This window comes from Pseudomonas sp. PDM01, assembly GCF_014852325.1.
GTDB lineage: Bacteria > Pseudomonadota > Gammaproteobacteria > Pseudomonadales > Pseudomonadaceae > Aquipseudomonas > Aquipseudomonas migulae.
The window spans coordinates 336,721-362,232 of sequence record NZ_JACVBK010000004.1 but is presented as its reverse complement, the minus strand read 5'-3'; the positions used below and the strand labels follow the sequence as shown (position 1 = coordinate 362,232).

Annotated in this window: 21 protein-coding genes; 9 read left to right on the top strand and 12 right to left on the bottom strand. The window is 60.5% G+C overall.

Going from position 1 to position 25,512, the window contains the following annotated elements; genetic code table 11:
• Positions 1 to 31 precede the first annotated feature (31 nt).
• Positions 32 to 775: a phosphatase PAP2 family protein gene (locus IB246_RS12420; RefSeq protein ID WP_008036466.1), complete on the bottom strand. Its 744-nt coding sequence runs from the start codon at positions 773 to 775 to the stop codon at positions 32 to 34.
• Positions 776 to 994: 219 nt separating this feature from the next.
• Between IB246_RS12420 and colR the strand changes: the two genes are divergently transcribed.
• The 5 genes from colR to IB246_RS12395 all read left to right on the top strand — a co-directional run bounded on the left by colR (position 995) and on the right by IB246_RS12395 (position 4,717).
• Positions 995 to 1,678: a two-component system response regulator ColR gene (colR, locus tag IB246_RS12415; protein WP_008032118.1), complete on the top strand. Its 684-nt coding sequence runs from the start codon at positions 995 to 997 to the stop codon at positions 1,676 to 1,678.
• Positions 1,668 to 2,948: a sensor histidine kinase gene (locus IB246_RS12410; RefSeq protein ID WP_008036469.1), complete on the top strand. Its 1,281-nt coding sequence runs from the start codon at positions 1,668 to 1,670 to the stop codon at positions 2,946 to 2,948. Before colR ends, IB246_RS12410 begins: the two co-directional genes overlap by 11 nt.
• Before the next feature lie 152 nt (positions 2,949 to 3,100).
• Positions 3,101 to 3,769: a class I SAM-dependent methyltransferase gene (locus tag IB246_RS12405; RefSeq protein WP_008036471.1), complete on the top strand. Its 669-nt coding sequence runs from the start codon at positions 3,101 to 3,103 to the stop codon at positions 3,767 to 3,769.
• A gap of 4 nt (positions 3,770 to 3,773) precedes the next feature.
• Positions 3,774 to 4,487: a lipopolysaccharide kinase InaA family protein gene (locus IB246_RS12400; RefSeq protein WP_008036472.1), complete on the top strand. Its 714-nt coding sequence runs from the start codon at positions 3,774 to 3,776 to the stop codon at positions 4,485 to 4,487.
• A gap of 2 nt (positions 4,488 to 4,489) precedes the next feature.
• A complete protein-coding gene (locus tag IB246_RS12395) occupies positions 4,490 to 4,717 on the top strand; it encodes a hypothetical protein (RefSeq protein WP_032832295.1) in 228 nt (75 codons plus the stop codon).
• 139 nt (positions 4,718 to 4,856) lie between these two features.
• Here IB246_RS12395 and IB246_RS12390 read toward each other — a convergent pair whose 3' ends face one another.
• The 10 genes from IB246_RS12390 to IB246_RS12345 all read right to left on the bottom strand — a co-directional run bounded on the left by IB246_RS12390 (position 4,857) and on the right by IB246_RS12345 (position 19,863).
• The gene (locus IB246_RS12390; RefSeq protein ID WP_008036474.1) at positions 4,857 to 7,883 is read right to left on the bottom strand and encodes a multidrug efflux RND transporter permease subunit; all 3,027 of its coding nucleotides are present in this window, start codon (positions 7,881 to 7,883) and stop codon (positions 4,857 to 4,859) included.
• 14 nt (positions 7,884 to 7,897) lie between these two features.
• Positions 7,898 to 9,046, bottom strand: coding sequence for an efflux RND transporter periplasmic adaptor subunit (locus IB246_RS12385; RefSeq protein ID WP_008036476.1), 1,149 nt, complete (start codon positions 9,044 to 9,046; stop codon positions 7,898 to 7,900).
• 204 nt (positions 9,047 to 9,250) lie between these two features.
• Positions 9,251 to 10,348: a DUF1513 domain-containing protein gene (locus IB246_RS12380; protein WP_008036485.1), complete on the bottom strand. Its 1,098-nt coding sequence runs from the start codon at positions 10,346 to 10,348 to the stop codon at positions 9,251 to 9,253.
• A 14-nt stretch (positions 10,349 to 10,362) separates the two neighbouring features.
• Positions 10,363 to 11,427, bottom strand: coding sequence for an imelysin family protein (locus IB246_RS12375; protein ID WP_008036511.1), 1,065 nt, complete (start codon positions 11,425 to 11,427; stop codon positions 10,363 to 10,365).
• A gap of 25 nt (positions 11,428 to 11,452) precedes the next feature.
• Positions 11,453 to 12,880 (bottom strand): di-heme oxidoredictase family protein, encoded by a 1,428-nt coding sequence (locus tag IB246_RS12370; protein ID WP_008036513.1) that lies wholly within the window; start codon positions 12,878 to 12,880, stop codon positions 11,453 to 11,455.
• Between the two features lie 309 nt (positions 12,881 to 13,189).
• Complete coding sequence (locus IB246_RS12365) at positions 13,190 to 14,539, bottom strand: imelysin family protein (RefSeq protein WP_008032101.1); 1,350 nt, start codon at positions 14,537 to 14,539, stop codon at positions 13,190 to 13,192.
• A gap of 243 nt (positions 14,540 to 14,782) precedes the next feature.
• Positions 14,783 to 16,834: a putative bifunctional diguanylate cyclase/phosphodiesterase gene (locus tag IB246_RS12360; protein ID WP_008036514.1), complete on the bottom strand. Its 2,052-nt coding sequence runs from the start codon at positions 16,832 to 16,834 to the stop codon at positions 14,783 to 14,785.
• Between the two features lie 1,247 nt (positions 16,835 to 18,081).
• Positions 18,082 to 18,678, bottom strand: a complete 597-nt coding sequence (locus tag IB246_RS12355; RefSeq protein WP_008034365.1) for a superoxide dismutase — start codon at positions 18,676 to 18,678, stop codon at positions 18,082 to 18,084.
• A 175-nt stretch (positions 18,679 to 18,853) separates the two neighbouring features.
• Positions 18,854 to 19,456 carry a LysE/ArgO family amino acid transporter gene (locus IB246_RS12350; protein WP_008034357.1) on the bottom strand — a complete coding sequence of 201 codons (603 nt, stop codon included), beginning with the start codon at positions 19,454 to 19,456 and terminating at the stop codon, positions 18,854 to 18,856.
• 5 nt (positions 19,457 to 19,461) lie between these two features.
• Positions 19,462 to 19,863, bottom strand: a complete 402-nt coding sequence (locus IB246_RS12345; RefSeq protein ID WP_008034352.1) for an ACT domain-containing protein — start codon at positions 19,861 to 19,863, stop codon at positions 19,462 to 19,464.
• Between the two features lie 96 nt (positions 19,864 to 19,959).
• Between IB246_RS12345 and IB246_RS12340 the strand changes: the two genes are divergently transcribed.
• The 4 genes from IB246_RS12340 (at position 19,960) to IB246_RS12325 (ending at position 23,852) form a co-directional block, all read left to right on the top strand.
• Positions 19,960 to 20,853: a LysR family transcriptional regulator ArgP gene (locus IB246_RS12340; protein ID WP_008034351.1), complete on the top strand. Its 894-nt coding sequence runs from the start codon at positions 19,960 to 19,962 to the stop codon at positions 20,851 to 20,853.
• A 54-nt stretch (positions 20,854 to 20,907) separates the two neighbouring features.
• On the top strand, positions 20,908 to 21,900 hold the full coding sequence (locus IB246_RS12335; protein ID WP_008042022.1) for an NAD-dependent epimerase/dehydratase family protein: 993 nt from the start codon (positions 20,908 to 20,910) through the stop codon (positions 21,898 to 21,900).
• Positions 21,901 to 22,008: 108 nt separating this feature from the next.
• The gene (locus IB246_RS12330; RefSeq protein ID WP_008042021.1) at positions 22,009 to 22,884 is read left to right on the top strand and encodes an ATPase; all 876 of its coding nucleotides are present in this window, start codon (positions 22,009 to 22,011) and stop codon (positions 22,882 to 22,884) included.
• A 119-nt stretch (positions 22,885 to 23,003) separates the two neighbouring features.
• The gene (locus tag IB246_RS12325; RefSeq protein ID WP_008042015.1) at positions 23,004 to 23,852 is read left to right on the top strand and encodes a cache domain-containing protein; all 849 of its coding nucleotides are present in this window, start codon (positions 23,004 to 23,006) and stop codon (positions 23,850 to 23,852) included.
• Positions 23,853 to 23,959: 107 nt separating this feature from the next.
• Here IB246_RS12325 and IB246_RS12320 read toward each other — a convergent pair whose 3' ends face one another.
• On the bottom strand, positions 23,960 to 25,477 hold the full coding sequence (locus IB246_RS12320) for an MDR family MFS transporter (RefSeq protein ID WP_008042013.1): 1,518 nt from the start codon (positions 25,475 to 25,477) through the stop codon (positions 23,960 to 23,962).
• Positions 25,478 to 25,512 lie beyond the last annotated feature (35 nt).

The following is a 25,512-nucleotide window of genomic DNA, read 5'->3' as shown; positions in this document are numbered from 1 at the left end:
AGGAGCGAGGCTTGCCCGCGAAGGCGTCAGATCAGACGCCGACAGGTTCTGCCTTGGTTACTCGATCAGCCTTCAACGCAGGTCGATAAAGGATGTAGTAATACGACCCCAGACAAATCAGCCAGCAGAAAATCGCTGTCCACACGTTGTGCGAGAAAAAATGCGCGCCCTGCAGCATCCGGCCGATGGAAAACACCGTGCCCAGCGCGAACGCGAACACCAGCGCCTTGCGCGCCAGACGCGGACGTCGGTCGCGCAGCACGAAAAACAGCGCAAACAACGTGAAACCGGTGGCGGCATGACCCCCCGGCCAGCAACGGCCGGGTTTTTCGGTAGGTGGGCGCGGGCTGAGCAGTTCGCTGTAGGTTTCATGACCGCCGAATTGCTCCAGGCTCCATGGGCATTGAACCGCGGTCACCGCTTTGACGGGCGTGACAAAAGAGGTCGCCAGGCCAAGGGACAGCACCAGGCAGCCCAGTTCCCGTTTGAACGGTTTGAGCCGGTCGATGAAAAAGGCGCCGATGAAGCCGAAGATGGCCAACACTGAAAACGCGATGACCACCTGTTTGGCGCGGTCATGCAGGATGTTTTCGAGGAAGTAACTGTGCCGTCCGATGAAATCCCCCGCAGCCGGGTCGTAGAACATCCTCGCCAGGTCCATGTCCACGGACGTCAGTTCGAGCAGCACCAGAATGATCGCCGCAACGGCGGGCACACCCAGGCACACCCAGAAGTTCAGAGGGCGAGAGGCGGGGCGGGCAGTGGTCGAAACCATGGCAGTTCCTTGGTCGGTTAAATGTTCTTGAGAGCGCAGCCGCGCGGAGTTTGGGCCTGTTTCTGTCGCTGCCGTGTGAACCGATAGTGAAAAAATCGTCAACGTCACACCGGGTTTATCAATGGGTTTGGCCACTGCACACAGTTCTGGCTCTGCGCCACGCCAGGCCTTAAGCTGCGCGGGCCAAGACGGCCGTTACTGTGTACGGAGGAGGTGCCCATGCGAATTCTATTGGTTGAAGACAACCGCGATATCCTGGCCAATCTGGCCGATTACCTGGGGCTCAAAGGCTACACCGTGGATTGCGCGCAGGACGGTTTGTCTGGCCTGCACCTGGCAGCCACCGAGCACTACGACTTGATCGTGCTCGACATCATGTTGCCCGGCATCGACGGCTATACGTTGTGCAAACGCCTGCGCGAAGACGCTCGTCGTGACACCCCGGTGATCATGCTGACCGCTCGCGATCAACTGGACGACCGGCTGCAAGGCTTCAAGTCCGGGGCCGATGATTACCTGATCAAACCTTTCGCCCTGTCTGAACTCGCCGCGCGGATCGAAGCGGTGATGCGCCGGGCGCAGGGCGGCGGTCGTCGTACCCTGCAAGTCGGCGATCTGAGCTACGACCTCGATACCCTGGAAGTCACCCGCGAAGGGCGCTTGCTGAAACTCAACCCGGTCGGCCTGAAACTGTTGGCCGTGCTGATGCAGAAAAGCCCGCACGTCTTGCGCCGGGAAATTCTCGAAGAGGCCCTGTGGGGCGATGACTGCCCGGACAGCGACAGCCTGCGCAGCCACGTCCACCAATTGCGTCAGGTGATCGACAAGCCGTTCGCCAAGCCGTTGCTGCAAACCGTACACGGTGTGGGTTATCGCTTGGCCGAGGGCCGTGATGGAGTTTAAACAGAGCCTTGCTCAACGGATCATCATCGCCTTTGCGCTGATGAGCGCATTGGTGGCAGGCGCCTTCGCCATGGGCATTGTGGCAACCGTGCACCTGGTGGAAGAAAAACTGATTTCTGCAGGTCTGGGTGGCGATCTGCAACGCCTGTTGTTGATGGACAGTGTCTCGGACTGGAGCCATCGCCCCGAACCAGACCAGCTGTTCTACTTCAGCGGCGGGCCGGGCGATTTCGACTTGCCCAAGGATTTGCGTCATCTGGAGCCGGGTTTTCACGAGGTGTTCCGGGAGCAGCTGTCGTATCACGCGATGGTCGAAGTCGTCGACGGCCGGCATTATGTGCTGCTGCAAGACCAGAGTGATTTCGAAGAGCGTGAGCGGGTGCTGTTTGCGGTGGTGCTGGTGGGCTTCGTCTTGAGCCTGGCGTTGGCGGTGTTCCTCGGCTGGGTCCTCGCGCGCAAAGTGATGGCGCCGGTGGTGCGCCTCGCTCGGCAGGTGCGTCACCGCGATCAGCTCCTGGGGCTGGCGCCCCCGTTGGCACCGGACTACGCCGCTGATGAAGTGGGCGAGCTGGCGGTCGCCTTCGACGCCACCCTCGGGCGCTTGCGGCAGGCATTGACCCGGGAGCGATTGTTCACCAGCGACGTCAGCCACGAATTGCGCACGCCGTTGATGGTGCTGGCCAGTTCCTGTGAGCTGTTGCTGGAAAACCCCGGCATCGACCAGCGGGGTCGGGCTCAGGTTGAACGAATCGCCCGCGCCTGCGAAGAGATGCGTGAGCTGGTGCAAACCTTCCTGATGCTGGCCCGCGCCCAACATGAAGACGCCAGCATGGCGCCGCAGCAGTCCTTGAGCCAGGTCGCCGGCGGGCTGCTCAATTTATGGCGAGAACCGATCGAGGCAAAAGGGCTGTCGCTGATATTTGAACCGGGCAATCCGGCCAGCACCTGCTACAACGCAACCCTGTTGCACGCAGTCATGGGGAACCTGCTGCGTAACGCGCTGCATTACACCGAACGGGGCTTCATCCGCTTGACGCTGACGACCGCCGGTTTCACGGTCGAGGACAGTGGTGTGGGCATTCCCGAGGAAAAACGCGAGGCGATGTTCGAGCCGTTCGTGCGTGGCAACGAGAAGCGCGGTGAAGGACTGGGGCTGGGCCTGTCGCTGGTGCAGCGGATCTGCGAGAACCAGGGGTGGAATGTCAGCCTGACGAACATGGAGCCCAATGGCTGTCGTTTTCAGGTGACGTTGAGTCAGCGCGATAGTTGATTTCGTTGGTGGCCCTCGGCCACTGCCATCAACCTGTAAAACCTCGAAATAAGTCGGGGTTTTACACCACGATTTTTTCACGAAGGCATGACCTGGCGCTGACACACCATTCCTTAGGGTAGTGGTCATCAGAAACGCAGGAGCCCTTCGTGATGGCTGGCCCGATCAAACTTGATTTTTCCGAAAAATACGACGATCAACACGCTCAGAAATACCTGCGCAAACATCAGGACGGACTCGGTCGCCGACTGTCCCATTGGCGTGACGAGCAACTGGCGCGCAAGGCTTTGACATTGGCCGGTGAACCTGGCCTGGTTCTCGATTTACCCTGCGGTGCCGGGCGCTTCTGGCCACTACTGGCGGAAAAAGCCAATCGGGTGATTATCGGTGCGGACAACTCCGAGTCCATGCTGAAAATCGCTTTGAAGGCGCAACCGGCCGATGTGGTGAAACGGGTACAACCCTTGCACACATCTGCGTTCGACATTGCCTTGCCTGATAACGCCGTCGACAGCATTTTTTGTATGCGTTTGCTGCACCACATCGGTGAAGCCGAGCATCGACAGGCCATTTTGCGTGAGTTCGAACGCGTCACGCGTGACAGCGTGATTATTTCGTTGTGGGTGGACGGCAATTTCAAAGCCTGGAAACGCAGGCGGCTTGAAAAAACACGTGGGCATCTCGGTTACCAAAACCGATTTGTGTTACCGGCGGCTACGGTCGAAAAGGAGTTCGAGCAGGCGGGTTTTCGAGTCCAGGAACAACTGGACTTTTTACCGCTCTATGCCATGTGGCGGGTTTATGTATTACGCAAGAGGTAACTCAATGGCAGTGCAGTGTGCAGCAGAAACGGACGTCGCTTCCCAAGACCGCTTTGACTATTTCTGGAATCAGCGCGGTGAGTGGGTTGAAGAACCCAACGTCCGTCGCGGCGGCGAAAGTGGCGTGCAGCGTATCAAGAGCAGCAAGGGACAACTGCTTTACGTCAAACGTCAGACCGGACATATCTATCGGAGTTGGCTGCATCCTTTCGGTCGGCCGACGGTGTTGCGTGAGCGAGATGCGCTCATGGGCATGCGCCTGATCGACGTGCGCGTTCCGGAAATCGTTTTCTGCGGTGCGCAGCATGACCCGGTTCACAAGTGGCGCGCATTGCTGGTGACCAAGGCACTGGACGGTTTCGAAGAAATCGAACACTGGTATGCAGGTGGTGGTCGCGAACGTCATGGCGAGGCGGTGCATGATCGGGTCCTGAAGGATCTGGCCGAGAATCTGGCTCGCATGCACAAGGGCCGCTGGCAGCACGGCTGCCTCTATATGAAGCACGTATTCGTACGCGTCACTGGTGAGGGCGAGGCCGCCAACGTCGAGATTGCCATGCTCGATCTGGAGAAGAGCCGGAAGCGTTTGACCGCCCGTCGCGCCGCTACCCATGACATGCGGCAACTGCGCCGCCACTCGTCGTTCAGCGACACGGACTGGAAAAATCTCGTCTACCTTTATGAGATGGCGTTTGGCAGCGCTATCAAAGGTTTATAGCAATGAAACTCGAAATTGCTAGAGGTTTGTTCCTGATAGGAGCCTTGGCAGTTGCTTCACTGGCGGTGGCGGCTTGGGAGCAGCCCCGCACGCAGGTCCTCAGTTCAGTGAGCGGGGACGTGCGTTGTCCGATGCCACGGGTTGCGAAGGCGACCGTTGCAACCCAACCCGATCATGATTTATTACTGTTTATGTTCGGACTTTCTCAAGGACTGAGGCCGCAGAGTTGACCAGATTGAAGCCCAAATAAAAGGCCTCGCAAATGCGAGGCCTTTTTTATGCCCGTTATTGTAGGAGCGAGGCTTGCCCGCGAAGGCGTCGTGCCTGACACACCGCTTTCGCGGGCAAGCCTCGCTCCTACACAGCTTTTTATGGTTTATCGGGTTTAGCCAGCAACGTGTACACGCACGGCAGCACAAACAGCGTAAACAGCGTCCCGATCGACATCCCCGTGGCGATCACTGTGCCGATGTCGAACCGGCTGACAGCGCCCGCGCCCGTGGCAATGATCAACGGCACCATGCCAAACACCATCGCCGCGGTGGTCATCAGCACCGGACGCAGACGAATGGCCGCTGCTTCCTCAACCGCTTCGCGCGGCGTCAGGCCCTTGTCCTTGCGCAACTGGTTGGCGAACTCGACGATCAGGATCCCGTGCTTGCTGATCAATCCGATCAACGTCACCAGCCCGACCTGGGTGTAGATGTTCATGCTCGACCAGCCGAGGAACAGCGGAATCAGAGCGCCGCAGATCGACAGCGGCACGGTCACCAGAATCACCAGTGGGTCGCGGAAGCTTTCGAACTGCGCCGCCAGCACCAGGAAAATGATCGCCAATGCCAAGGCAAAAGTGACCCACAGCGCACTGCCTTCCTGCACGTACTGCCGCGATGCACCGGCATAGTCGACGGCAAAACCTGCGGGTGCCTCTTCCCGGGCAATCTGACGCACCGCGTCGAGGGCTTCACCCATGCTCACCAGCGGGACCCCGGACAGGATCGCCGAGTTGAGCTGCTGGAACTGATTCAGTTGCCGTGGGCGTGCCCGGTCGGTCACGGTAATCAGGGTCGACAGGGCCAGTAGTTCGCCCTTGGTGTTCTTCACGTAATAGTTGTTCAGCCAGTCGGGGTTGTCCCGGAAGGGCCGTTCGACCTGCGCGATGACTTTGTAGCTGCGACCTTCAATGGTGAACCGGTTGATCTCCGCCTCGCCCAGCAACGTCGCCAGCGTGCCGCCCAGATCCTGCATGGACACGCCCATTTGCGCGGCCTTCGCCCGATCGATATCGACCACGACTTCGGGTTTGTCAAAGGCCAGGTCAACGTCGACGAAGGCAAACTTGCCGGACTCCATCGCGCGTTTTTTCACCCGGTCCATCACTTGCAGCAACGACTCGTAATTGTTGGCGGTATTGACGACGAATTGAAACGGCAGCCCTTCGCCGGTTCCCGGCAGGGAAGGCAGGTTGAAGCCGAAAATCTGCAACCCTGGAATGCTTTCCAGTTTGCTCTGGACCGCAGGCAGGATCTGCATTTGCGTGCGCTCACGCTCGTTCCACGGTTTGAGCAGGAAACCGCCAATCCCTGATTGCACGCCGTTGAAGCCGTTGATCTGGAACGATGAGTAGTACTCGGGAAACGCCTTGAAGATGCTGACGAACTCGTCGGTGTAAGTGTTCAGGTAATCGAGGTTGGTCGGCTGCGGGGCGCTGGCCAGCATGAAAATGACGCCCTGGTCCTCGTCCGGTGCCAGTTCCGATTTGGTGAAGTTGAGCAGCACCGGAATCAGGCACAGCACGATTACCGCGAACACCAGCACCACCGGCCGCGTGTTGAGCGTGCCGTGCAGCATGCGCTGGTAGCGGCGCTTGAGGCCTTCGAAAATCAGGTCCAGCCGATGAGCGAGGCCGCTGGGGTTTTCGTCGTGGCGCAGCAGAAAGGCGCACATCATCGGCGACAACGTCAGGGCGACGATGCCGGAGATCACCACCGCCCCTGCCAGGGTCAGGGCGAACTCCTTGAACAGCGCCCCGGTGAGGCCGGTCAGGAAGCCGATCGGGGCGTAGACCGCCGCCAGGGTGATGGTCATCGAGACCACCGGCATGGCGATTTCCCGGGCACCTTCAATGGCGGCGTCCAGCGGCGTCTTGCCTTCTTCGATGTGGCGGTGGATGTTTTCCACCACCACGATGGCGTCGTCCACCACCAGGCCAATGGCCAATACCATCGCCAGCAGGGTCAGCAGGTTGATCGAGTAGCCCATCATCTGCATGAAGAACATCACGCCGATCATCGACAACGGAATGGTCACCACCGGGATCACCACCGAACGCAGCGCACCGAGGAACAGGAATACCACGACGATCACGATCAGCACCGCTTCGAACAGGGTTTTCACCACTTCGTCGATCGAGGCCTGGATAAACAGCGTGGCGTCGTAGGCAATTTCACCCTTGAGGTTCGGCGGCAGCTGGGCTTCCAGGTCCGGCATGATCTTGCGCACTTCCTTGATCACGTCCAGCGGGTTGGCGCCGGGCGTTGCCTTGATGCCGATGTACACCGAGGGCGTGCCACCGAAGGAGCTGATGGTGTCGTAGTTTTCCGCGCCCATCTCGACCCGCGCGACATCGCTGAGCAGCACCCGGCTGTCACCGTCGACCTTGAGCGGAATCGCGGCGAAGGCTTCGGCGGATTTGAGCTCGGTGTTGGCGTTGATGCTGGTGACCACGTACTCGCCTTTCACTTCGCCGGCGGCGGAGAGGAAGTTGTACTTGCGCACGGCATCGGTCACATCGCTGGCGCTGAGGCCGAAACCCGCCAGTTTCACCGGGTCCAGCCACAGGCGCATGGCGAATACCTGGTTGCCGAGAATCTCGGCTTCGGCCATGCCTGGCAGGGTCGCCAGTTTTGGCTGGATGACCCGTGACAGGTAGTCGGTAATCTGCGGGTTACTCATTTCCTTGCTGAAGAAGCTGATGTACATCAGCGCCGACGCATCGGCGGCTTCCTTGCTCAGTACCGGGTCTTCGGCGTCCTGAGGCAGCTGGTTTTTCACTTCGTTGGCCTTGGCCAGTAACTCGGTGAACAAGCGGTCGCTGTTGGAACCGATGCGCGCGTAGATCGAGATCACCGAGAAGTTCTGGCGACTGACCGAGGTCATGTAGTCGATGCCCTCGGCGCTCGCCAGGCTCTGTTGCATCGGTTGGGTGATGTAGCCCTGAATGGTTTCGGCGTTCGCCCCGGGGTACGCGGTGGTCACCGTGATCAGGGCGTTTTCCATTTGCGGGTATTGGCGCAGCGGCAGCTTGCTCCAGGCCTGAAAGCCCAGCAGCACAATCAACAGGCTGACCACGGTGGCGAGCACCGGGCGGCGGATGAACGGGTCGGTAAAAGCCATTGGGGGTTCCTTGATCAGTCAGCGCGTGGCTGACTGTTCTTCTCGGCCAGGGTCTTGTCGTCGCTGATGGCGATGTGCGCGCCGTTGTCCAGTTTGATCTGGCCGGCGGTGACCACTTTTTCGCCGTTCTGCACGCCTTTGGTAATCATCACCTGCCCATCGCGTCGCTCGCCGGTTTCGATGAAACGGCGTTCGGCGATCAGGATCGGTTGGCCCTTGTCGTCTTTTTCGACGCTGCCGTCTTCGGTTTTTTTCTGCGCTGCCACATACAACGAATTGCCGTACAGCGTGTACGTGATCGCGCTTTCCGGCACGACGATGCGTGGCTGCGGGTCGGGCAGCATCACCTGCAGGCTGGCGAACATGCCCGGTAACAGTTTGCCGTCGGGGTTGGCCAGGGTCGCGCGGACCTGCATGTTGCGCGTGCTGTTCTCGATTTTCGGATTGATCGCGCTGATGGTGCCGGGGAAGGTCTGCGCCGGGTAGGCCGCGACGATGATTTCAACCGGCTGGCCGATGGCGATCTTCGGCACCGACTGTTCAGGGACGAAAAAGTCGACGTAGAGACTGCTGAGGTCTTGCAGGGTGGCAATCATGGTGCCGCTGGCAAGATAGTCGCCAACGTCCACCTGTCGAATGCCGATGGTCCCGCTGAAGGGGGCAACGATGCTTTTTTTGCCGAGTGCAGCCTTGAGTTGATTGACCGTGGCTTTGCTTTTTTTCAGCACCGCCGAAAGTCGGTCGAACTCACCTTTGGAAATGGCCTGGCTGCCCACCAGTTGGCTACCGCGACCGTAATCGAGCTGGGCCAGCCCGAGGTCGGCCTGGGCGGTTTCCAGCAAGGCACTTTCCACGGCGCTGTCGAGGCGCAGGAGTGGTTGACCTACCTTGACCTTCTGCCCTGACTCGAACTGCAAATCGATGACGGTGCCGTCGGTTTCAAGGCTCAGGTCTACGCCTTGCAGTGCCTTGAGCGTGCCGACGGTAGGCAGGCGTTCCTGCCACGGTTGCTCGGTAGCAGTAGCCACGGCGACGCTGATCGGCGGTTTCGGCACAGCGAAGCCTTGAATCATCGTGTAGATGGAGAAGGCTTTGTAACCGGCCAGAACCAGCACGATCAACAAAACAACACCCAACATGATCAGCATGCGGCGACGCAGCATATTTCCACTTCCTTGGAGAAAATCAGGTGAGACAGTCGGGCACATTACTCCGAGTGTGCCGGGTATTCCAACTGCCACTTTTCACAGGCAGGCGCAAAACCTGTAGGAGCAGAGCTTGCTCGCGAAAGCGGCGGCACATGCAAAATGGATGTGCCTGACACACCGCCTTCGCGAGCAAGCTCAGCTCCTACAAGAGCGGGGCAGTCAGATGAGGTGCAGGTGGTTATCCCAGAGCCCCGCAGGCAGTTCGAGGGGTTTTGCAACAAGGTTTGTCTGGCGGCAATCGTAGTACCGGCATCGGCCTTGACCCGAGGTCACGACAAAACCGTCGGCCACCGCACCCACCCCGGCGCAATCGGGAAGCGGCGCATCCAGGCGCACTTCACCGCTGTCCATGTCCCAGATGAAAAAGCGGTTGCCCCGCGGCGCCGTCAACGCGATCAGGCGCAAATCACTGTGCACCGCGACGCTGGCGGTGTAATGCCCCATGGCCTGCAACTGATGCTCGGGCACCGGGAACGCCACGAACGGTTGCCCCGGACGCTTGATCGCCAACAGCTCCGACGACTCATGGGACGGCCCCATGAATTGCTGACCGGCGACGATGGTGCCATCGCTGGCGATCCCCAGGTGCCGCACGCTGTTCATCTGTTGCGCGAGGGTTTCCTTGCTCAGCAATGTACCGTCGCGCTGCATCAGCACCAGGCTTGGTTCCATGGCGTTGAGGTTCATCTCGACGCGGCTTTCAGCCTCGGTGCGAATGCCGCCGTTGGCCACCACCAGGGTTTCGCCATCGGGCATCCACGACACCTGATGCGGGCCGATGCCATGGGTCGAAATCTCGCCGCTGTGCACCAGACGCTCGCCTTCGAACTTGTACACACCGAGCAAGCCGCGACCGGGATCGGACGTGTCGTTCTCGGTGGCGTACAGCCAGTCGCCGCTCTGGTGAATCACCGCGTGACCGTAGAAGTGCCGGTTCGGTTGCGAGGCCACGGTTTGCAGCAGCGTGCCGTCGCGCAGATCGATCAGGTAACTTTCGGTGCCTGGACGCCGGGCGACGAACAGCGCGATCGGCAGCGTCGGGTGGTTGATGATGTCGTGGCAGCGCTGGCCGACCTGGGTGGCGAACACCCGCGTACCGTCCAGCCGATAACCGACGGCGTAGTGCTTGCCGTCGCCATCGTCCCGCGCCGAGAGCAGCAGCGGGCTCTTGTCCTTTTGCTTGAACAGCGTCCAGCCGCCCAGTGTCACTGCTCCCAGCAGCAAACTACCTAACGTCAGAGCCTGTCGTCGCAGCATGGCACTCGCCCTCATCAGTCACCGTCGTTGGCGTTGAAGCCCAGTTGGATGCCCAGCGCCTTGGCCAGTTCGCCTTCGTGCAGGCGGTGGACGACGTTGAGGCTGTCGTAGATGTCGTTGAGCTGCTGGCGACCGGCGTCGTCGTTGAGCATTTCAGTCAGCGAACGCTGGTTGCTGGCGAACAGTTTCAGGGACGCGGCGTAGGCGGCGTCGATCTTGTCGGCCAAGGGTTTCTGCTCGCTTGGCAGCAAGCCGCGCAGGCCTTTGTTGTCGACGCCTTCCCACACGGTTTTGGCGGCGGCGAGGCTCGCTTCCATACTCGTCAGGGACGACTGGCTGCGCCACTGGTCAGCCTGGAATGGTTGCGGCACACCCTTGGTCTGGCGGCCCATCGGCGTGCCGAGTTTTTTCTTCAGGCTGTCGAGAGCGGTGACCTGTACACGCAACAGATCGGCAATCGCTTCGTGGGAGTCGGCGTAACGCTGGTTCGGGAATTTGCTCAACTGCGCGAGCATGCCGTCGGTGTTGTTCCAGGTTTGCAGAATCTCTTCGGCCAGCTGTTTCTGACGCTCGCCGATGGCTTTCAGCAGAGGGCAATACTTGGCTTTTTGCGCCTCGTTGGCCACGTCAGGTTTGCTGTCGAACAGGATGTATTCGTAGGCCGAGAGGCCTTGCACCACAACGCTGGATTTGGCCAGGGCGGTGGCATCGATCTGCGGTTGCGCGGTCACCAGTTGCTCGACCTGACGGCCCACCAGGTTTTTCTTGTCCGGCCAGAATTGCACCTGCCAGGCGCGATTGCCTTCGGCCAGCGGCCCGATCAGCAACGGTTGCAGCTCGGCCCAGGCTTTCTGCGCATGCAGGAAATCGGCGCGGGCGGTGTCGAGGTTTTCCTTGCCTTCGCAATAGGCCAGCGCGCTGACGGCCAACTGGCGGTCGGCTTCAACCCAGCGCGTGTAGGTCGGCAGGATCACCGACTTGGCGATGGCCGCCGACGTGACAGCCTGCGGATCCTGCGGTGAGCAGGCGCCGAGGGCGAGTGCGGCAAGGCTGGTGAACAACAACTTGGGACGGAACATTTAGGGCTCCCGCTAAGGAATACGTTTAAAGGGAATTCAAAAACGCCAGCAACGCCGCGCGCTGCTCGGCATTGAAAGACAAAACCTGTTGCTGGGCCGCTTTTGCTTCGCCGCCATGCCAGAGCACGGCTTCGAGCAGATTGCGGGCGCGGCCGTCATGCAAGAACTGGGTGTGGCCACTGACTGCCTGCGTCAGGCCGATGCCCCACAACGGCGGCGTGCGCCAGTCGCGGCCACTGGCCTGGAATTCGCTGCGGTTGTCGGCCAGGCCGTCGCCCATGTCGTGCAGCAGCAGATCGCTGTAAGGGCGAATCACTTGATTGGCCAGTTCAGGTTCTGCCGCGTTGGCGGCGGTGGTGTATTTCGGTGTGTGGCAGGACTGGCAGCCAGCCTGGAAAAACAGGGTCTTGCCGGCCAGCACTTGCGGTGTGCCGACATCGCGGCGAGCCGGTACGGCAAGGTTACGGCTGTAGAACAGCACCAGACGCAGAATGTTATCGCTGACTTCCGGTTCGCCGTCCGGGCCGTTGCCGTTCGGCGCCTGTTTGCAGGCGGTTTGCGCCTCGGTGCAGTCATCAAAGGGTCTCAGGCTGGTCGTGAGGCCCATATCACCAGAAAACGCGTGAACATTCTGTTGATTGAGGTTCGGCTGCCCGGCCTTCCAGCCGAATCGGCCGAGGACAGTTTTCTGCAGGGCGTCATCCCAGACCTGGTTCGGTCGGCCATTGATGCCTTTTTTCTCTTTGGCCTGCGCGGCGGCATTGGCGAGGATCGCTTCTTCCGGGATCGCCTCGAGCAGCCCAAGGCCAATCATCGGCGGGGCGACGCGCGCCGAGAAACGCGTGTCCGGGTGCATCGGGCCGTAGCCGAGTTGGGTGATCTGCAATGTCGGCTTGCGCAACTCGACTTCGGTGCCGTCCTTGAAACGCACCGGCACCGGCGTGTAATCAACCCGAACCTTGCCTTCGGGAACCACGCCGGGCACCGACATGTCCTGGAACTGGCCGCCGTAGACCGGCTCGGGCACGACACCTTGCTGCTCGATGATTTTGGCGTAGGTCGGTGAATCGGGTATCGACAGGCGCACCAGCATCGAAACGGCATTCACCGCATCAGGTGCAGGCGGGTGACCGCGACCGTCCTTGATATGGCAGCCCTGACAAGCATTGGTGTTGAACAGTGGGCCGAGGCCGTCGCGGGCCGTGGTGGTCGACGGGGCGATCACCCAGGGGTTGCGGAAGAAGCTGTTGCCGACGCTGAAATCCACGCGCCGTGACGGCGGCAGGTTGGCGGAGGGCAGGGAAAAGGCGTTCTGATCAGTCTTGCGCACGGTCGCGCTGCCACCGGACCTGGCTTCACCGGGTTCGGCCTGGGTAAAACGCGGGGCGTCATCGCAGGCACTCAGGCCCAGGGCCAGAAACAGTGCGGACAAGCGAAGAGGCAGCGAGGGCATCAGACATCCTGCAAGACGAGCAAAACAAGGGCGCAAAGTCTAACAGGGCAGGGGAGATTGAATAAGAGGAATTATCGTTTGGTTGATGTGGCGCAGGTTTGGTGGGCGTCCATTGGTTGGATGCGATCGTTGTAGGAGCGAGGCTTGCCCGCGAAAGCGGTTTGTCAGTCAACGAGGATATCGTGTGTGATGCCGTCTTCGCGGGCAAGTCGGGTCGCCGCATCGCTCGCTCCTACAATGATCTGTGTTGGGCTGGCATGAAAAAGGCGACCCGAAGGTCGCCTCTTTGAATCACTCAGCCAGCGTTGATCAGAATTCGTGATCAGCGTTGTCCGGGTTCAGGTCGCTGATGCCCAGCTTGCCAGCGGCAGCTTCGATCGAACCGGTCTGCTTGACCAGCGAAGCGATGGCGTCACGAACAATCTGGTTGCCAGCGGTGTTGCCGGCAGCGATCAACTGGTCGTAGTGCTCACCCTTGTTGGCGTGATCGACAATGACCTGCATCTTGGCTTCGGTCGCAGCCAGGTCGGCTTTCAGCGCGGTGTCGGCCGCCGGGTCAGCCTTGGCCACCAGGGACGACAGGCTGGCGCCGGTCATCTTGGTGCCGTCGACACGGGTGTATTCGCCCAGGTACACGTTACGAATGCCTTTGGCATCGTAGAACTGCGAGTTGTGGGTGTTGTCGCTGAAGCAGTCGTGTTCGTCTTCAGGGGAGTTGGCTTCCAGGGAAACCTTCATGCGCTCGCCCGCCAGTTCGCCCAGGGACAGGCTGCCCATGCCGAACAGCATTTTGCGCAGGCCGGAATCCACCGGTTCCGCTTCCAGGGTGGCGCGGTAGTTGTCGGCCACGTTCGGCTTCCAGTTACCGACCATTTCTTCCAGGTCGCTGACCAGCAGTTGGGTCACGGACTTCAGGTAAGCGCGACGACGATCGTTGTGACCGCCGGTGGCGCCTTTGCCTTCCAGGTAGTCGGAGGCTGGACGGTTGCCGGCGCCAGGGCCGGTGCCGTTCAGGTCCTGGCCCCAGAGCAGGAATTCGATGGCGTGGTAGCCGGTCGCGACGTTGGCCTCGGAACCACCCAGCTCGTTCAGGCTGGCGAGTTTTTCCGGGGTGATGTCTTTCACGTCGATCTTGTCTTCGCCGACCTGAACTTGAGTGTTGGCGATGATGTTGGCGGTCGCGCCCGGGTTACCCAGTGCGTGCTCGTAGGATTTGTCGACGTAGTCGATCAGGCCTTCGTCCAGTGGCCAGGCGTTCACCTGACCTTCCCAGTCGTCGATGATGGTGTTGCCGAAGCGGAACACTTCGCTCTGCAGGTAAGGAACGCGAGCAGCGATCCAGGCAGCCTTGGCGGCTTTCAGGGTGTCGGCGTTCGGCTTCGCGAGGAAGGCGTCGACGGCGGTTTGCAGGGTTTTCGCGGTGGATTCGGCATCGCTGTAAACGGCGAAGACGATGTCGGCGTAATGCGCGACAACGGCTTTGGCAGCGGCTTCGTCGACTTTGCCGGCAGCAGCTGGCGCAGGCGCAGCGGCCGGGGCCGTGGTAGTGGCGGCTGGCGTAGGCGCTGGGGCGGCAGCTTTGTCTTTGCCTTCGCCACAACCGGCGAGGGAAATAGCGATGGCCAACAGACTGGCGGTAGCCAGAGGCATACGAATCATGGCGAACATCCTGCTTCGAGAGGGGGTGGAATGGCGCAGCTAGCGCGCAAAACTGCGACATAATGCAAATCTTTCGCATTATGTGTAAAGAGTTGTTCTTGGAAATATTTCTTATTCAGATAGCGGATGTTGCACTTTGTAGGAGCGAGCCTGCTCGCGATGAACGTGAACGATAACGCGTGCAGACTGAAAGAATGCGTCGCCTTGGAGTTCATCGCGAGCAGGCTCGCTCCTACAGGAACCCTACAAAATAGCCGCGTTGCTGCGCTGGGCCTGCTTGAGATAGGCGCCCAGTTCTCGCGCCGGCAGTGGCTTGCTGTAAAAGTAGCCCTGACCTTCGTGGCAGCCTTCGGAAATGATGTAGGCCTCTTGCTCGATGGTTTCCACCCCCTCTGCAATGACCTGCATGCCAAGGCTCTTGCCCAACTGGATGATGGCCCGAACGATGGTTGCATCGTCGTCGTCATCGAGCAGGTCTTGTACGAAGCTCTTGTCGATCTTGATCTTGTCCAGCGGCAGGCTTTTCAGGTAACTCAGCGATGAGTAACCGGTGCCGAAGTCGTCGATGGCGATCAACGCACCGGAGCGACGCAGGCTCAGCAGGTGCTGGGCGGCGGTGCTGATGTCTTCCATCAGGCCGGTTTCGGTGACTTCCAGCTCCAGGCTGCGCGGTGGCAGGCGGTACATTTGCAGCAGGTTATTGACCACCCGCGGCAGCTCGGCGTGGTGCAATTGCACCGTGGACAGGTTCACCGCCATGCGCAGGTCGGTGAAGCCCTGGTCATGCCAGTCGCGCAATTGTTTACAGGCCTGATCCAGCACCCATTCGCCAATGGCAATGATGGTGCCGTTCTGCTCGGCCAGCGGGATGAACAGGTCCGGCGGCACCAGTCCGTGTTCGGGATGTTGCCAGCGAATCAATGCTTCGACGCCCACCACCCGATGATCGCGGTAGCTGATCTGCGGCTGGTAGACGAGGTAGAACTGGTCGCGGATCAACGCGTCGCGCAGGTCCTTCTCCAGTTCGCGACGGCGACGCATCTCGGTGTCGACACTGGCGATATAGAACTGGTAGCGGTTGCGCGAGCGAGTCTTGGCCAGGGTCATGGTCTGCTCGGCTTTTTGCAGCAGCTTCTCGGTGCTGTCGCCATCCTCGGGGAACAGGGTGATGCCGATGGTGGCGCGCAGGCGAATCTCTTGATGATCGAGGGCGAATGCCGCTTCCAGGTCATCGAGAATGCTTTGCGCCAGTTCGGCGGCTTCGTAGGGTTGTTCGATATCGGCCTGAACCAGGGCGAACTGATCGCCGCCCAGTCGGGCGAGGGCGCCAAGGCGACCGCTGTGGCCCCGCAGGCGATCAGCCAGCGCCAGCAGCAGTTGGTCACCGGTCTGATAGCTGAATTGTTCGTTGATGCCCTTGAAGTCATCGAGGCCGACACACAACACCGCGACCCGGCGTTGCAGTTTGCCGGCGTCGACGAGGATCTTGTCCAGTTGCTGTTGCAATTGCTGGCGGTTCGGCAGGCCGGTGAGGAAATCGTACTGGGCCATGCGCAGCAGGCTGTTTTCCGCTTCGTGGCGCAGGTGGGTGTTGCGCTCGATGGACTCGAGCAACTGGTTGGCGGTGTTGATCCAGATGCCCAGTTCGTTTTTCTCGTGACCTCTGAGCTGTGGAATCTTGTGCTCGCTGGGGCGGTCCGGGTTGATTTCGGTCAGGTGCTCGATGATCCGCGACAGCGGTTTGGTCAGCAGCCAGTGGTAGACCAGATACAGCACCAGCCCCATGGCGAGGGCGCGCAATACCCCGGAAATGAAGATGATCACCGAGCTGACGATGAACCCTTGTCCGTAGGTGGCGGTGTCGAGGGTGATGCTCAGGTCGCCGTAGTACTCGCTGTACGGGCCGCGACCCACCAGTTGAGTGGTGAAGGTGCGTTCCTTGCCGAGGATCAGGTCGGTCAGCCAGCGGCTGTTGGATTGCTGCAACTCGCGGGATTTTTGCGCCAGCATGGCTTCATTGGGGTGGCCGATGGAGGCCTGGCGGACGGCGTCGTCCTGAAACAGGCCTTCGATCACTTGCATACCCATCTCCCGGTCCAGGCTGTAGACGGCCTGGGTCGAGGGGTCGCGGAACATGTCGAGGATGCGCTGGGCATCGCCTGCCACGGCCTGGCGTGTTTTATAGGCATCGAAAACGATCTGCGCGCAGCTCAAGACCACGCCGACGATCAATGCCGACAGGAGCACGACCCGGAGCAACTTCACCGACAAGCTGTTCTTGAGTTCCAGCTTCAAAGAGTCATTCCTTGTTCCGTGCAGGTAGCATCAAGTTGCCATGAGTATTGGCAATCCGGTGATGGCAGTCAAAGGGACAATCAAACACAGGGGGATTTGCCTGTGGGTTGGCCGAAATGCTGTTGCCTGGAGTATTTGCCCTATTAGTACTGTGTCGGTAGTCGAGTCCTTCAACTTGAGGGGGATTTGGACTTATTTTCCATTTGGTTGATGGTAGACGTCTGTGGCGTTGGGGCAAGGGGCTTAACGCTTGTTTTATTGTCTGAAATCACCTGTCTGCAACACCTCGATCTCCTGTAGGAGCCGGCTTGCTGCGGGCGGCGTTCCGACGATGGCGGCCTCATGGCGGACCATTTTCTTTCGGGTGTACATATCCATTCCTGCGGTAACGGCCGCTTATGGTTTCGCCCTTACGGCGAGTCCCTTTTGTCAAACGCCACAAAAGGAACCAAAAAGTCTTGCCCCAGCGTCCGGCCCCTCGCTTAGGCTCGGCGTTCCCTCGCTCCGGTCCTGCTCCGTGGGCCCGCCGCCATCGGCCATCCATGGCCGGGGGCGGCTAACCCGGCATCCATGCCGGGTTGCCCACTGCGCAGAACCTCCACTCGGCCTCCCGAAGGGGCGCTCAGATCAAAAGCTGAAGGCGAGCTAACGCTCGGCCTGATGAGTGGTGAGAAGCGGGTGGTGGGCGCGAGTCTGCTTGTGTAGGAGCCGGCTTGCCGGCGATGGCGGCCTGACAGCCAACCTGTTTTCACGGATGTACCCACCCCCTGTAGGAGCCGGCTTGCTGGCGATGGCGTCCTGACAACCAACCTGCTTCCACGACTGTCCCCGGACCTTGTAGGAGCCGGCTTGCCGGCGATGGCGGCCTGACAACCAACCTGTTTTCACGGCTGTCCCCACCCCCTGTAGGGGCCGGCTGGCTGGCGATGACGGCCTGACAGCCAACCTGCTTCCACGACTGTCCCCGAACCTTGTAGGAGCCGGCTTGCCGGCGATGGCGTGACAGCCAACCTGTTTTCACGGATGTACCCACCCCCTGTAGGAGCCGGCTTGCTGGCGATGACGGCCTGACAACCAACCTGTTTTCACGGCTGTCCCCGAACCTTGTAGGAGCTGGCTTGCTGCGGGCAGCGTTCCGGCGATGGCGGCCTGACAGCCGACCCGTTCTACGGGAACACCTGGCTTTGTACGTTTCCAGACCCATAAAAAAACCCGGCAAAAGCCGGGTTTTTTGACTGGCGTCGAGCTTAAGCGGTGAAGGTTTTGCCTTCGAACTGCTCAGCCACGAATTTCCAGTTGACCAGGTTCCAGAACGCTTCGACGTATTTCGGACGAACGTTGCGGTAGTCGATGTAGTAAGCGTGTTCCCAGACGTCGCAGGTCAGCAGCGGGGTGTCGCCGTTGGTCAGCGGGTTGCCGGCGCCGATGGTGCTGGCCAGGGCCAGGGAACCGTCAGCCTTTTTCACCAGCCAGCCCCAACCGGAACCGAAGGTGCCGATGGAAGTCTTGCTGAATTCTTCCTTGAACTTGTCGAACGAACCGAAGGAAGCATTGATGGCTTCAGCCAGTGCGCCGGTTGGTTGACCGCCGGCGTTTGGCGCCAGGCAGTTCCAGTAGAAAGTGTGGTTCCAGACTTGAGCGGCGTTGTTGAAGATACCGCCCGAGGAAGACTTGACGATCTCTTCCAGGGTCTTGCCTTCGAACTCGGTGCCTGGCACCAGGTTGTTCAGGTTCACGACGTAGGTGTTGTGGTGCTTGTCGTGGTGGTACTCCAAGGTTTCCTTGGAAATGTGCGGCTGCAGGGCATCGTGTGCGTAAGGCAGCGGCGGCAATTCGAAAGCCATGATGATTCTCCTAATCAGGTCAGTTGCGGTGAGCGCAAGGCCGATCACGGGCGGCCAGACAAGCGCCGGGGAGTTTGTACTCTTTGCGGCGCATCGAACCGGATCATAGCACCGGGGGTGCGGCATAACCACGCAACAACTGTGTGGAATAGAGGTTCCAGAGCCATTTGGAATATCAGGTAGCGATGATCAGTTGGCCGGCAACGGCGAACATCATCACTGCCACCAACAAATCAAGGATCCGCCATGTGCTTGGCCGAGCCAGCCATGGCGCCAACCATGCGGCGCCCAGCGCCAACGTGAAAAACCAAAGCAGCGAAGCGCTGGCCGCGCCGACAACATAAGCCCCGGGCTCGGTTTGTTGCGCACCGAGAGAGCCAATCAGTAAAACGGTATCCAGATAAACATGCGGGTTGAGCAAGGTCACCGCCAGGGCGCTGAGCATCACCGCGCGCAGTGAGCGGACCGTCTGGTTTTCACCCTGTTGCAGGCTTTGCTTCGAGCAGGCCCGGCGCAGCGCAAGGCTGCCGTACCACAGCAGAAACGCAGCGCCGCCCCAGCGAGCGATGGCCAGCAATGTCGGGTTTTGCGCCAGCACGGTCGCCAGACCGAATACGCCGGCCGCTACCAGCAACGCGTCGCAGGTCACGCAGAGCGCTGCCACCGGCAGGTGGTGTTCACGTCGCAGGCTCTGGGCCAGCACAAACGCGTTCTGAGTGCCGATCGCCATGATCAGCCCCGCGGCCACCAACAGGCCGTTCACATAGCTTTGCCACATAAGTTTTACTCCGCGTTGGCTGCCAGATCCCGCAACACTTGCAGGGCGCGTTCGGCATCGGCCTGGCCGACGAATAAATGGTCGTGGAAGTAACCGGCGATCACGTTGCAACTGATCCCGGCCTGGCCCAGCGCGGTGGCGAACGCGGCGGTCAGGCCGACGGCTTCAAGGGCCGAATGCACGTTGAGGGTGATCCAGGCTGCGACGTAGTCGAAGCTGAAACCGGCCCGTTCTGCGTGGGAACGTTCCAGAATCACCGTCAGACCTTCCTGCTCGCGAAAGCTGCCGACAATCTCAAGGTTCGATGGCAATTGACCGTCCCGCAGGGTGCAGAACACGTATTCGCCAGCGTTGAGTTGCGGGCTCATGCTGCGTAGCAGTGTTGCCAGTGAAGTTTCGCCAGCCATGTCGGTAATCCTTGTTCAAGAGTTCTTGCCGCGCATTCTCTGCTGCTAACCTGTATAAGAAAAATCAATCATGCTGATCGCTCATTAGGAAAACTGATGTTCGACTATAAATTGCTTTCTGCGTTGGCCGCCGTGATCGAGCAGGCCGGTTTTGAACGTGCCGCAAAGGTGCTTGGCTTGTCGCAATCGGCGATCTCCCAGCGCATCAAACTGCTGGAAGCGCGGGTCGGCCAGCCGGTGCTGGTGCGGATGGCGCGACCGGCGCCGACGGAAATCGGCCGGCGTTTGCTCAACCATGTGCAGCAGGTGCGCTTGCTGGAGCGGGACTTGCAAACGCTGGTGCCGGCGCTGGATGAAGAAGGCCTGCCGGAACGTCTGCGCATCGCACTGAACGCTGACAGCCTTGCCACCTGGTGGGCCGAGGCGGTCGGTGACTTTTGTGCCGAGCAACATTTGCTGCTCGACCTGGTGGTCGAAGACCAGACCGTCGGCCTCAAACGCATGCGTGCAGGCGAAGTGGCTGCGTGCGTCTGTGCCAGCGAACGTCCGGTGGCGGGTGCGCGCAGCGTCCTGTTGGGTGCCATGCGTTATCGCGCGCTGGCCAGCCCGGCGTTCATCGCCCGGCATTTTCCGCATGGCGTGCGCGCCGATCAGTTGTCGAAAACGCCGGCGCTGGTCTTTGGCCCGGACGATTTCCTACAGCATCGCTACCTCGCGTCCCTCGGCGTAGACGGCGGTTTCGAACACCATTTATGCCCGTCATCCGAAGGCTTCATTCGCCTGACGGAAGCCGGTCTCGGCTGGGGACTGGTGCCGGAATTGCAGGTGCGCGAGCAACTTGAGCGCGGCGTTCTGGTGGAGCTTTTGCCAGATAAGCCCATCGATGTGCCGCTGTACTGGCATCATTGGCGCAATGGCGGTCAGTTGCTGGGGTTGCTGACCGATCAATTGGTGCGCTCGTCGAAGCAATGGCTGGTGCCGTTGACCTGACCGGCAGCGTCAAGACCTCACGCACTACGCAAAACGAAATATTCGGAGCACTACATGAAGATTCTGGTCACCGGCGCAAGCGGCTTCATCGGCGGGCGCTTTGCGCGTTTCGCCCTGGAGCAGGGCCTGGACGTGCGGGTCAACGGTCGCCGGGCCGAAAGCGTCGAACATCTGGTGCGCCGTGGCGCCGAGTTCATTGCGGGCGACTTGAGTGACCCGCAACTGGCGCGCGATCTGTGTTCCGATGCCGAAGCCGTGGTGCATTGCGCCGGTGCTGTCGGCGTGTGGGGACGTTATCAGGACTTTCATCAAGGCAACGTGCAGGTCACCGAAAACGTGGTCGAAGCCTGCCTGAAGCAACGCGTTAGGCGACTGGTGCATTTGTCCTCGCCGTCGATCTATTTCGACGGCCGCGATCACCTCGGATTGACCGAAGAACAGGTGCCCAAGCGCTTCAAGCATCCCTACGCCGCGACCAAATTCCTGGCCGAGCAAAAGGTCTTCGGCGCCCAGGAGTTCGGCCTCGAAACCCTGGCCCTGCGCCCGCGTTTCGTGACCGGTGCCGGTGACATGAGCATCTTCCCGCGACTGCTGAACATGCAACGCAAAGGTCGCCTGGCAATCATCGGAAACGGTTTGAACAAGGTCGATTTCACCAGCGTGCAAAACCTCAACGAAGCGTTGCTCAGCAGCTTGCTGGCCAGCGGTTCGGCGTTGGGCAAGGCCTACAACATCAGCAACGGCACGCCGATTCCGTTGTGGGACGTGGTCAATTACGTCATGCGCAAAATGGACGTCCCACAGGTGACCCGCTACCGTTCCTACGGCTTGGCCTACGCCGTGGCGGCGCTCAACGAGGGCGCGTGCAAGCTGTGGCCGGGTCGCCCCGAGCCGACCCTGTCGCGCTTGGGCATGCAAGTGATGAACAAAAATTTCACCCTGGACATCAGCCGCGCGCGGCATTATCTGGACTACGACCCGAAGGTCAGCCTCTGGACGGCCCTCGATGAATTCTGCGGCTGGTGGAAGGCTCAGGACATTCACTGACAAATCCCGTTACTGAACGCAGAGTGGGGTTCAGGGTCAATCGATGCGGCTGACGGGTTTATACTTCGCCCCATCAAGCCATCACCGCGTTCCACAAAGGTTGACTCAATGTCCATGCGTAACGATGCCAACGACGACTTCGACGATGTACCGAGCCTGCGTGCCGACAGCCTCGACGACGATGATTTTGTGCCCACCGCCCGCACCGCCGTGCATTCGCGCACGCCGCCGGTGGTCAAGGTCAGGGCGGCCAGCACCGGTCCGTTGTGGGCGCTGGTCGGCGCCTTGTTCTTTGCGTTCGCCGGCCTTGCGTGGTGGAGCTTTCAGCAGATCTCGCTGATGGAACAGCAACTGGTGGCGACCCAGGAAAGTTTCGCGCGTATCAGTGAGGATGCAGCGGGACGCTTGCAGGACATTTCCGGCAAGGTGGTCGCCAGTCAGACCAACGTCACCAGCGACAGCGAGGCGCTGAAACTGCAAATCAGGCAGCTGGAAAGCAAACTCCAGGACCAGAGCAAACAGCAGCAGGGCGTTGCCGGCCAGACGTCGGACCTGGACAAGCGTCTGGCGCAAATGACTGCGCAAACCGCCGATCTGGACAAGCGCCTGGCGCAAGCCACCGCCCAGAACACCGAGCACCAGACCGCCAACACGCAATTGCAGGCCCAGGTCAAAGCCCTGAGCAGCGAACTGGCTGCCCTGAAAAGCGCCCCGGCGGACACTGAAAAATTCGAAGCCCAGCTAAAAAGCCTCGGCGCCGACATCACCGCGCTGAAGAAACAAGGCAACCCGAGCGCCGCCATCGAACGCCTGGAACAAGACCTGATCGTGCTCAAAAGCGAGCAGGACAACCGCCCGGCCGCCGCGTCAGGCCCGTCCAGTACCGCCGAGTTCGACGCCTTCCGTAGCCAGGTCACCCGTAACATCAACACCCTTCAGGCGCAGATTCAGAATTTGCAGCAGCAGTTGCGGGCCAGGCCTTGAGGCTGAAGGCGCGGTAATGCGCTGCAATACCATTTTGCAGACTGCGGTTCGCTGAATATCCATACATGCCCCATTGCCGTCTACGCTCTTCAAACACCGAAGAGAACGAGGGATGCGCAATGGGGTTTTTGCACAGGTTGGCCCTGCTGGGCGGGATGCTGTTGCTGTGTCTTGGGCAGGCGCAAGCCGCCGGGACCGAGAAGGACGACAGCCAGGCCGCCATCGCCTTGCTGGAAAAAGCCCTGGCCTATTACCACGACAATGGCGACAAGGCGTTCGCGGCCTTCAGTCGTCAGGGCGAGTTTGTCGACAAGGACCGCTACGTGTTCGTGCTCGATACCAAAGGCGTGATGCTCGCCAGCGGTGGGCCTTCTTCGGCGTTGATCGGGCGTGATGTATCGGATGTGCTCGGGCCGGATTTGCAGAAGGCTTTCAAGGACGCGTTGAAAGTGCCGGAGGGCAATGGCATTCAGCAAGCGGAGTATCGCTGGCAGAACTGGTCCGACGGCAAGGTCGAACGCAAGCATGTGTTTTACCAACGGGTCGGCCAGCGGATTCTGGCGGTGGGTTACTACTTGCCACGGGCGTCGGCGGAGCAGGCGATGGCGTTGCTGAACAAAGCGGCGACCGATCTGGCCAAGGACGAGAAGGGCACGCTCACGTCGATCAACTCGCTCAAGGGCGGTTATTTGCAGGATGACTTGTATGTGTTCGTCGTAGACTTGAATACGCAGCGTTATGTCGCCCACGGTACAAACCTGCGCTTGATCAATACCGATTTCGGCAAGATCAAGGACCCTGAAGGCAAGCCGGTCGGCGAGCCGATCCTGGCGTTGATGGCCGGGCAGGATTATGGCGAATACGCGTACCGGTGGAAAAACCCGGTGACCGGCAAGGTCGAGGACAAGCATGCGTACCTGAAGAAGGTCGGGCATTTTCTGGTGGCTGTGGGGTATTACAGCCCTTGAATCTCTATCACATGGGATGACGTCTTCGCGGGCAAGCCTCGCTCCTACAGGATCGCGTAGTCCTTGTAGGAGCGAGGCTTGCCCGCGAAGGCCGCGACTCGGTTCAACTACCGAGCCTTGTCTTCCCGCCCACGCAACACCCGGTTCGGCATGGCAATCGCCGCGGCCAACCCAAGCAACGACACCGCCGCACTGACCATCAACAAATGCCGGAAGGTCAGCAGCAGCTCGGCGCGCAAGGCGTTCTGTGCATCCCCCGGCGCGGCGTTCAGGCCATCCAGCAAAACGTTCCCGGAGCTGCCCTCGGCAATCAGCGTCGAACCGGCCAGATGGGCGAAACTCGAGTCTTGCAGCAATGCCAGCAACAACGCCGACATCAATGCCACGCCCACCGCGCCGCCCAGGGAGCGGAACAGGTTGGTGGTGCTGGTCGCCACGCCGATGTCCCGTTGTTCCACCGAATTCTGCGTCCCGACCAATGACGTCGGGAACTGCATGCCGGAGGCGATCCCGCTGAGCACCATGAACAGACTGCTGAGCACCACCGCCTGTGGCGGACTGAACGCCATCCCGAGAATCGAGATCGGCATGAGGAGGGCGCCCGCGAGAATCATCGGTTTATAGCGCCCGGTCACCGAGGTTCGGCGCCCGGCGAAATACGCGCCGATCGGCAAACCCATGGCCAGTGGCAACAGGTGCAGCGCGGCACTGTCGGCCCCGGCGCCGGTCACGCTCTGGAAGCGCAACGGCATCAGCACAATCAACGAAATCGCCTGGAAACTGGTGAAGAAAATCGTGCACCAGCACAGGATCGCATTGCGGTTGGCGAACAGGTGCATCGGCAGCAACGGCTCCCGTGCACGGCGCTCATGCCCGACGAACAACGCCAGGACCACCACCGCACAACCCAGCAAACCCAGCACCTCGGCGCTGCGCCACGAATGCCCCTGGCCGACCTGAGTAATGCCGAGCAACAAGGCGGTCAAACCGATGATCATCAACACGGTGCCGAGGTAATCGATGATCGGTTTGCGCTGCGGCACCGGGAGCCCGACCAGGGTGTGACGGGCGACCAGCCAGGCGCCAAGGCCCAGCGGCAGGTTGATCAGGAACACCCAGCGCCAGGACAGGTATTCGGTCATGTAACCGCCGAGTACCGGGCCGGCGACGCTGGCCACCGCGTACATGCTGCTGAAATAGCCTTGATAACGACCGCGTTCGCGAGGCGGCACGATGTCGCCGATGATCGCCTGGCTGACCGAAATCATCCCGCCGGCGCCAATGCCCTGAAGAATCCGCGCCAGCACCAGTTGCTCCATGCTCTGAGCCATGCCGCAGAAGAACGAAGCAATCGTGAACAGCCCCATGCCGAACAGCATCAACTTGCGCCGACCGTACAGGTCGCCAAGTTTGCCGTAGATCGGCACGGCGACGGTCATCGCCACCATGTAGCCGGAAATCACCCAGGCCAGCAGGCTGACGTCCTTGAACTGCGCGGAGATGGCGGGCATCGATACAGCGACGATCGTCTGATCCAGCGCCCCGAGAAAGATGGCCAGCATCAGGGCGATCAGCACGCTCCGGATGGCCGGTTTGGGCGTTTCAGGCTGGTTGAGATTGGTCACGGGAGAACCTGCGGGCAGTGAGGGTCCCGCAGGAG

What these genes read in the sequence shown, in the direction of transcription:
- IB246_RS12420 (WP_008036466.1), bottom strand. Translation starts at nt 775, where the DNA reads ATGGTTTCGACCACTGCCCGCCCCGCCTCTCGCCCTCTGAACTTCTGG.
- colR (WP_008032118.1), top strand. Translation starts at nt 995, where the DNA reads ATGCGAATTCTATTGGTTGAAGACAACCGCGATATCCTGGCCAATCTG.
- IB246_RS12410 (WP_008036469.1), top strand. Translation starts at nt 1,668, where the DNA reads ATGGAGTTTAAACAGAGCCTTGCTCAACGGATCATCATCGCCTTTGCG.
- IB246_RS12405 (WP_008036471.1), top strand. Translation starts at nt 3,101, where the DNA reads ATGGCTGGCCCGATCAAACTTGATTTTTCCGAAAAATACGACGATCAA.
- IB246_RS12400 (WP_008036472.1), top strand. Translation starts at nt 3,774, where the DNA reads ATGGCAGTGCAGTGTGCAGCAGAAACGGACGTCGCTTCCCAAGACCGC.
- IB246_RS12395 (WP_032832295.1), top strand. Translation starts at nt 4,490, where the DNA reads ATGAAACTCGAAATTGCTAGAGGTTTGTTCCTGATAGGAGCCTTGGCA.
- IB246_RS12390 (WP_008036474.1), bottom strand. Translation starts at nt 7,883, where the DNA reads ATGGCTTTTACCGACCCGTTCATCCGCCGCCCGGTGCTCGCCACCGTG.
- IB246_RS12385 (WP_008036476.1), bottom strand. Translation starts at nt 9,046, where the DNA reads ATGCTGCGTCGCCGCATGCTGATCATGTTGGGTGTTGTTTTGTTGATC.
- IB246_RS12380 (WP_008036485.1), bottom strand. Translation starts at nt 10,348, where the DNA reads ATGCTGCGACGACAGGCTCTGACGTTAGGTAGTTTGCTGCTGGGAGCA.
- IB246_RS12375 (WP_008036511.1), bottom strand. Translation starts at nt 11,427, where the DNA reads ATGTTCCGTCCCAAGTTGTTGTTCACCAGCCTTGCCGCACTCGCCCTC.
- IB246_RS12370 (WP_008036513.1), bottom strand. Translation starts at nt 12,880, where the DNA reads ATGCCCTCGCTGCCTCTTCGCTTGTCCGCACTGTTTCTGGCCCTGGGC.
- IB246_RS12365 (WP_008032101.1), bottom strand. Translation starts at nt 14,539, where the DNA reads ATGATTCGTATGCCTCTGGCTACCGCCAGTCTGTTGGCCATCGCTATT.
- IB246_RS12355 (WP_008034365.1), bottom strand. Translation starts at nt 18,678, where the DNA reads ATGGCTTTCGAATTGCCGCCGCTGCCTTACGCACACGATGCCCTGCAG.
- IB246_RS12350 (WP_008034357.1), bottom strand. Translation starts at nt 19,456, where the DNA reads ATGTGGCAAAGCTATGTGAACGGCCTGTTGGTGGCCGCGGGGCTGATC.
- IB246_RS12345 (WP_008034352.1), bottom strand. Translation starts at nt 19,863, where the DNA reads ATGGCTGGCGAAACTTCACTGGCAACACTGCTACGCAGCATGAGCCCG.
- IB246_RS12340 (WP_008034351.1), top strand. Translation starts at nt 19,960, where the DNA reads ATGTTCGACTATAAATTGCTTTCTGCGTTGGCCGCCGTGATCGAGCAG.
- IB246_RS12335 (WP_008042022.1), top strand. Translation starts at nt 20,908, where the DNA reads ATGAAGATTCTGGTCACCGGCGCAAGCGGCTTCATCGGCGGGCGCTTT.
- IB246_RS12330 (WP_008042021.1), top strand. Translation starts at nt 22,009, where the DNA reads ATGTCCATGCGTAACGATGCCAACGACGACTTCGACGATGTACCGAGC.
- IB246_RS12325 (WP_008042015.1), top strand. Translation starts at nt 23,004, where the DNA reads ATGGGGTTTTTGCACAGGTTGGCCCTGCTGGGCGGGATGCTGTTGCTG.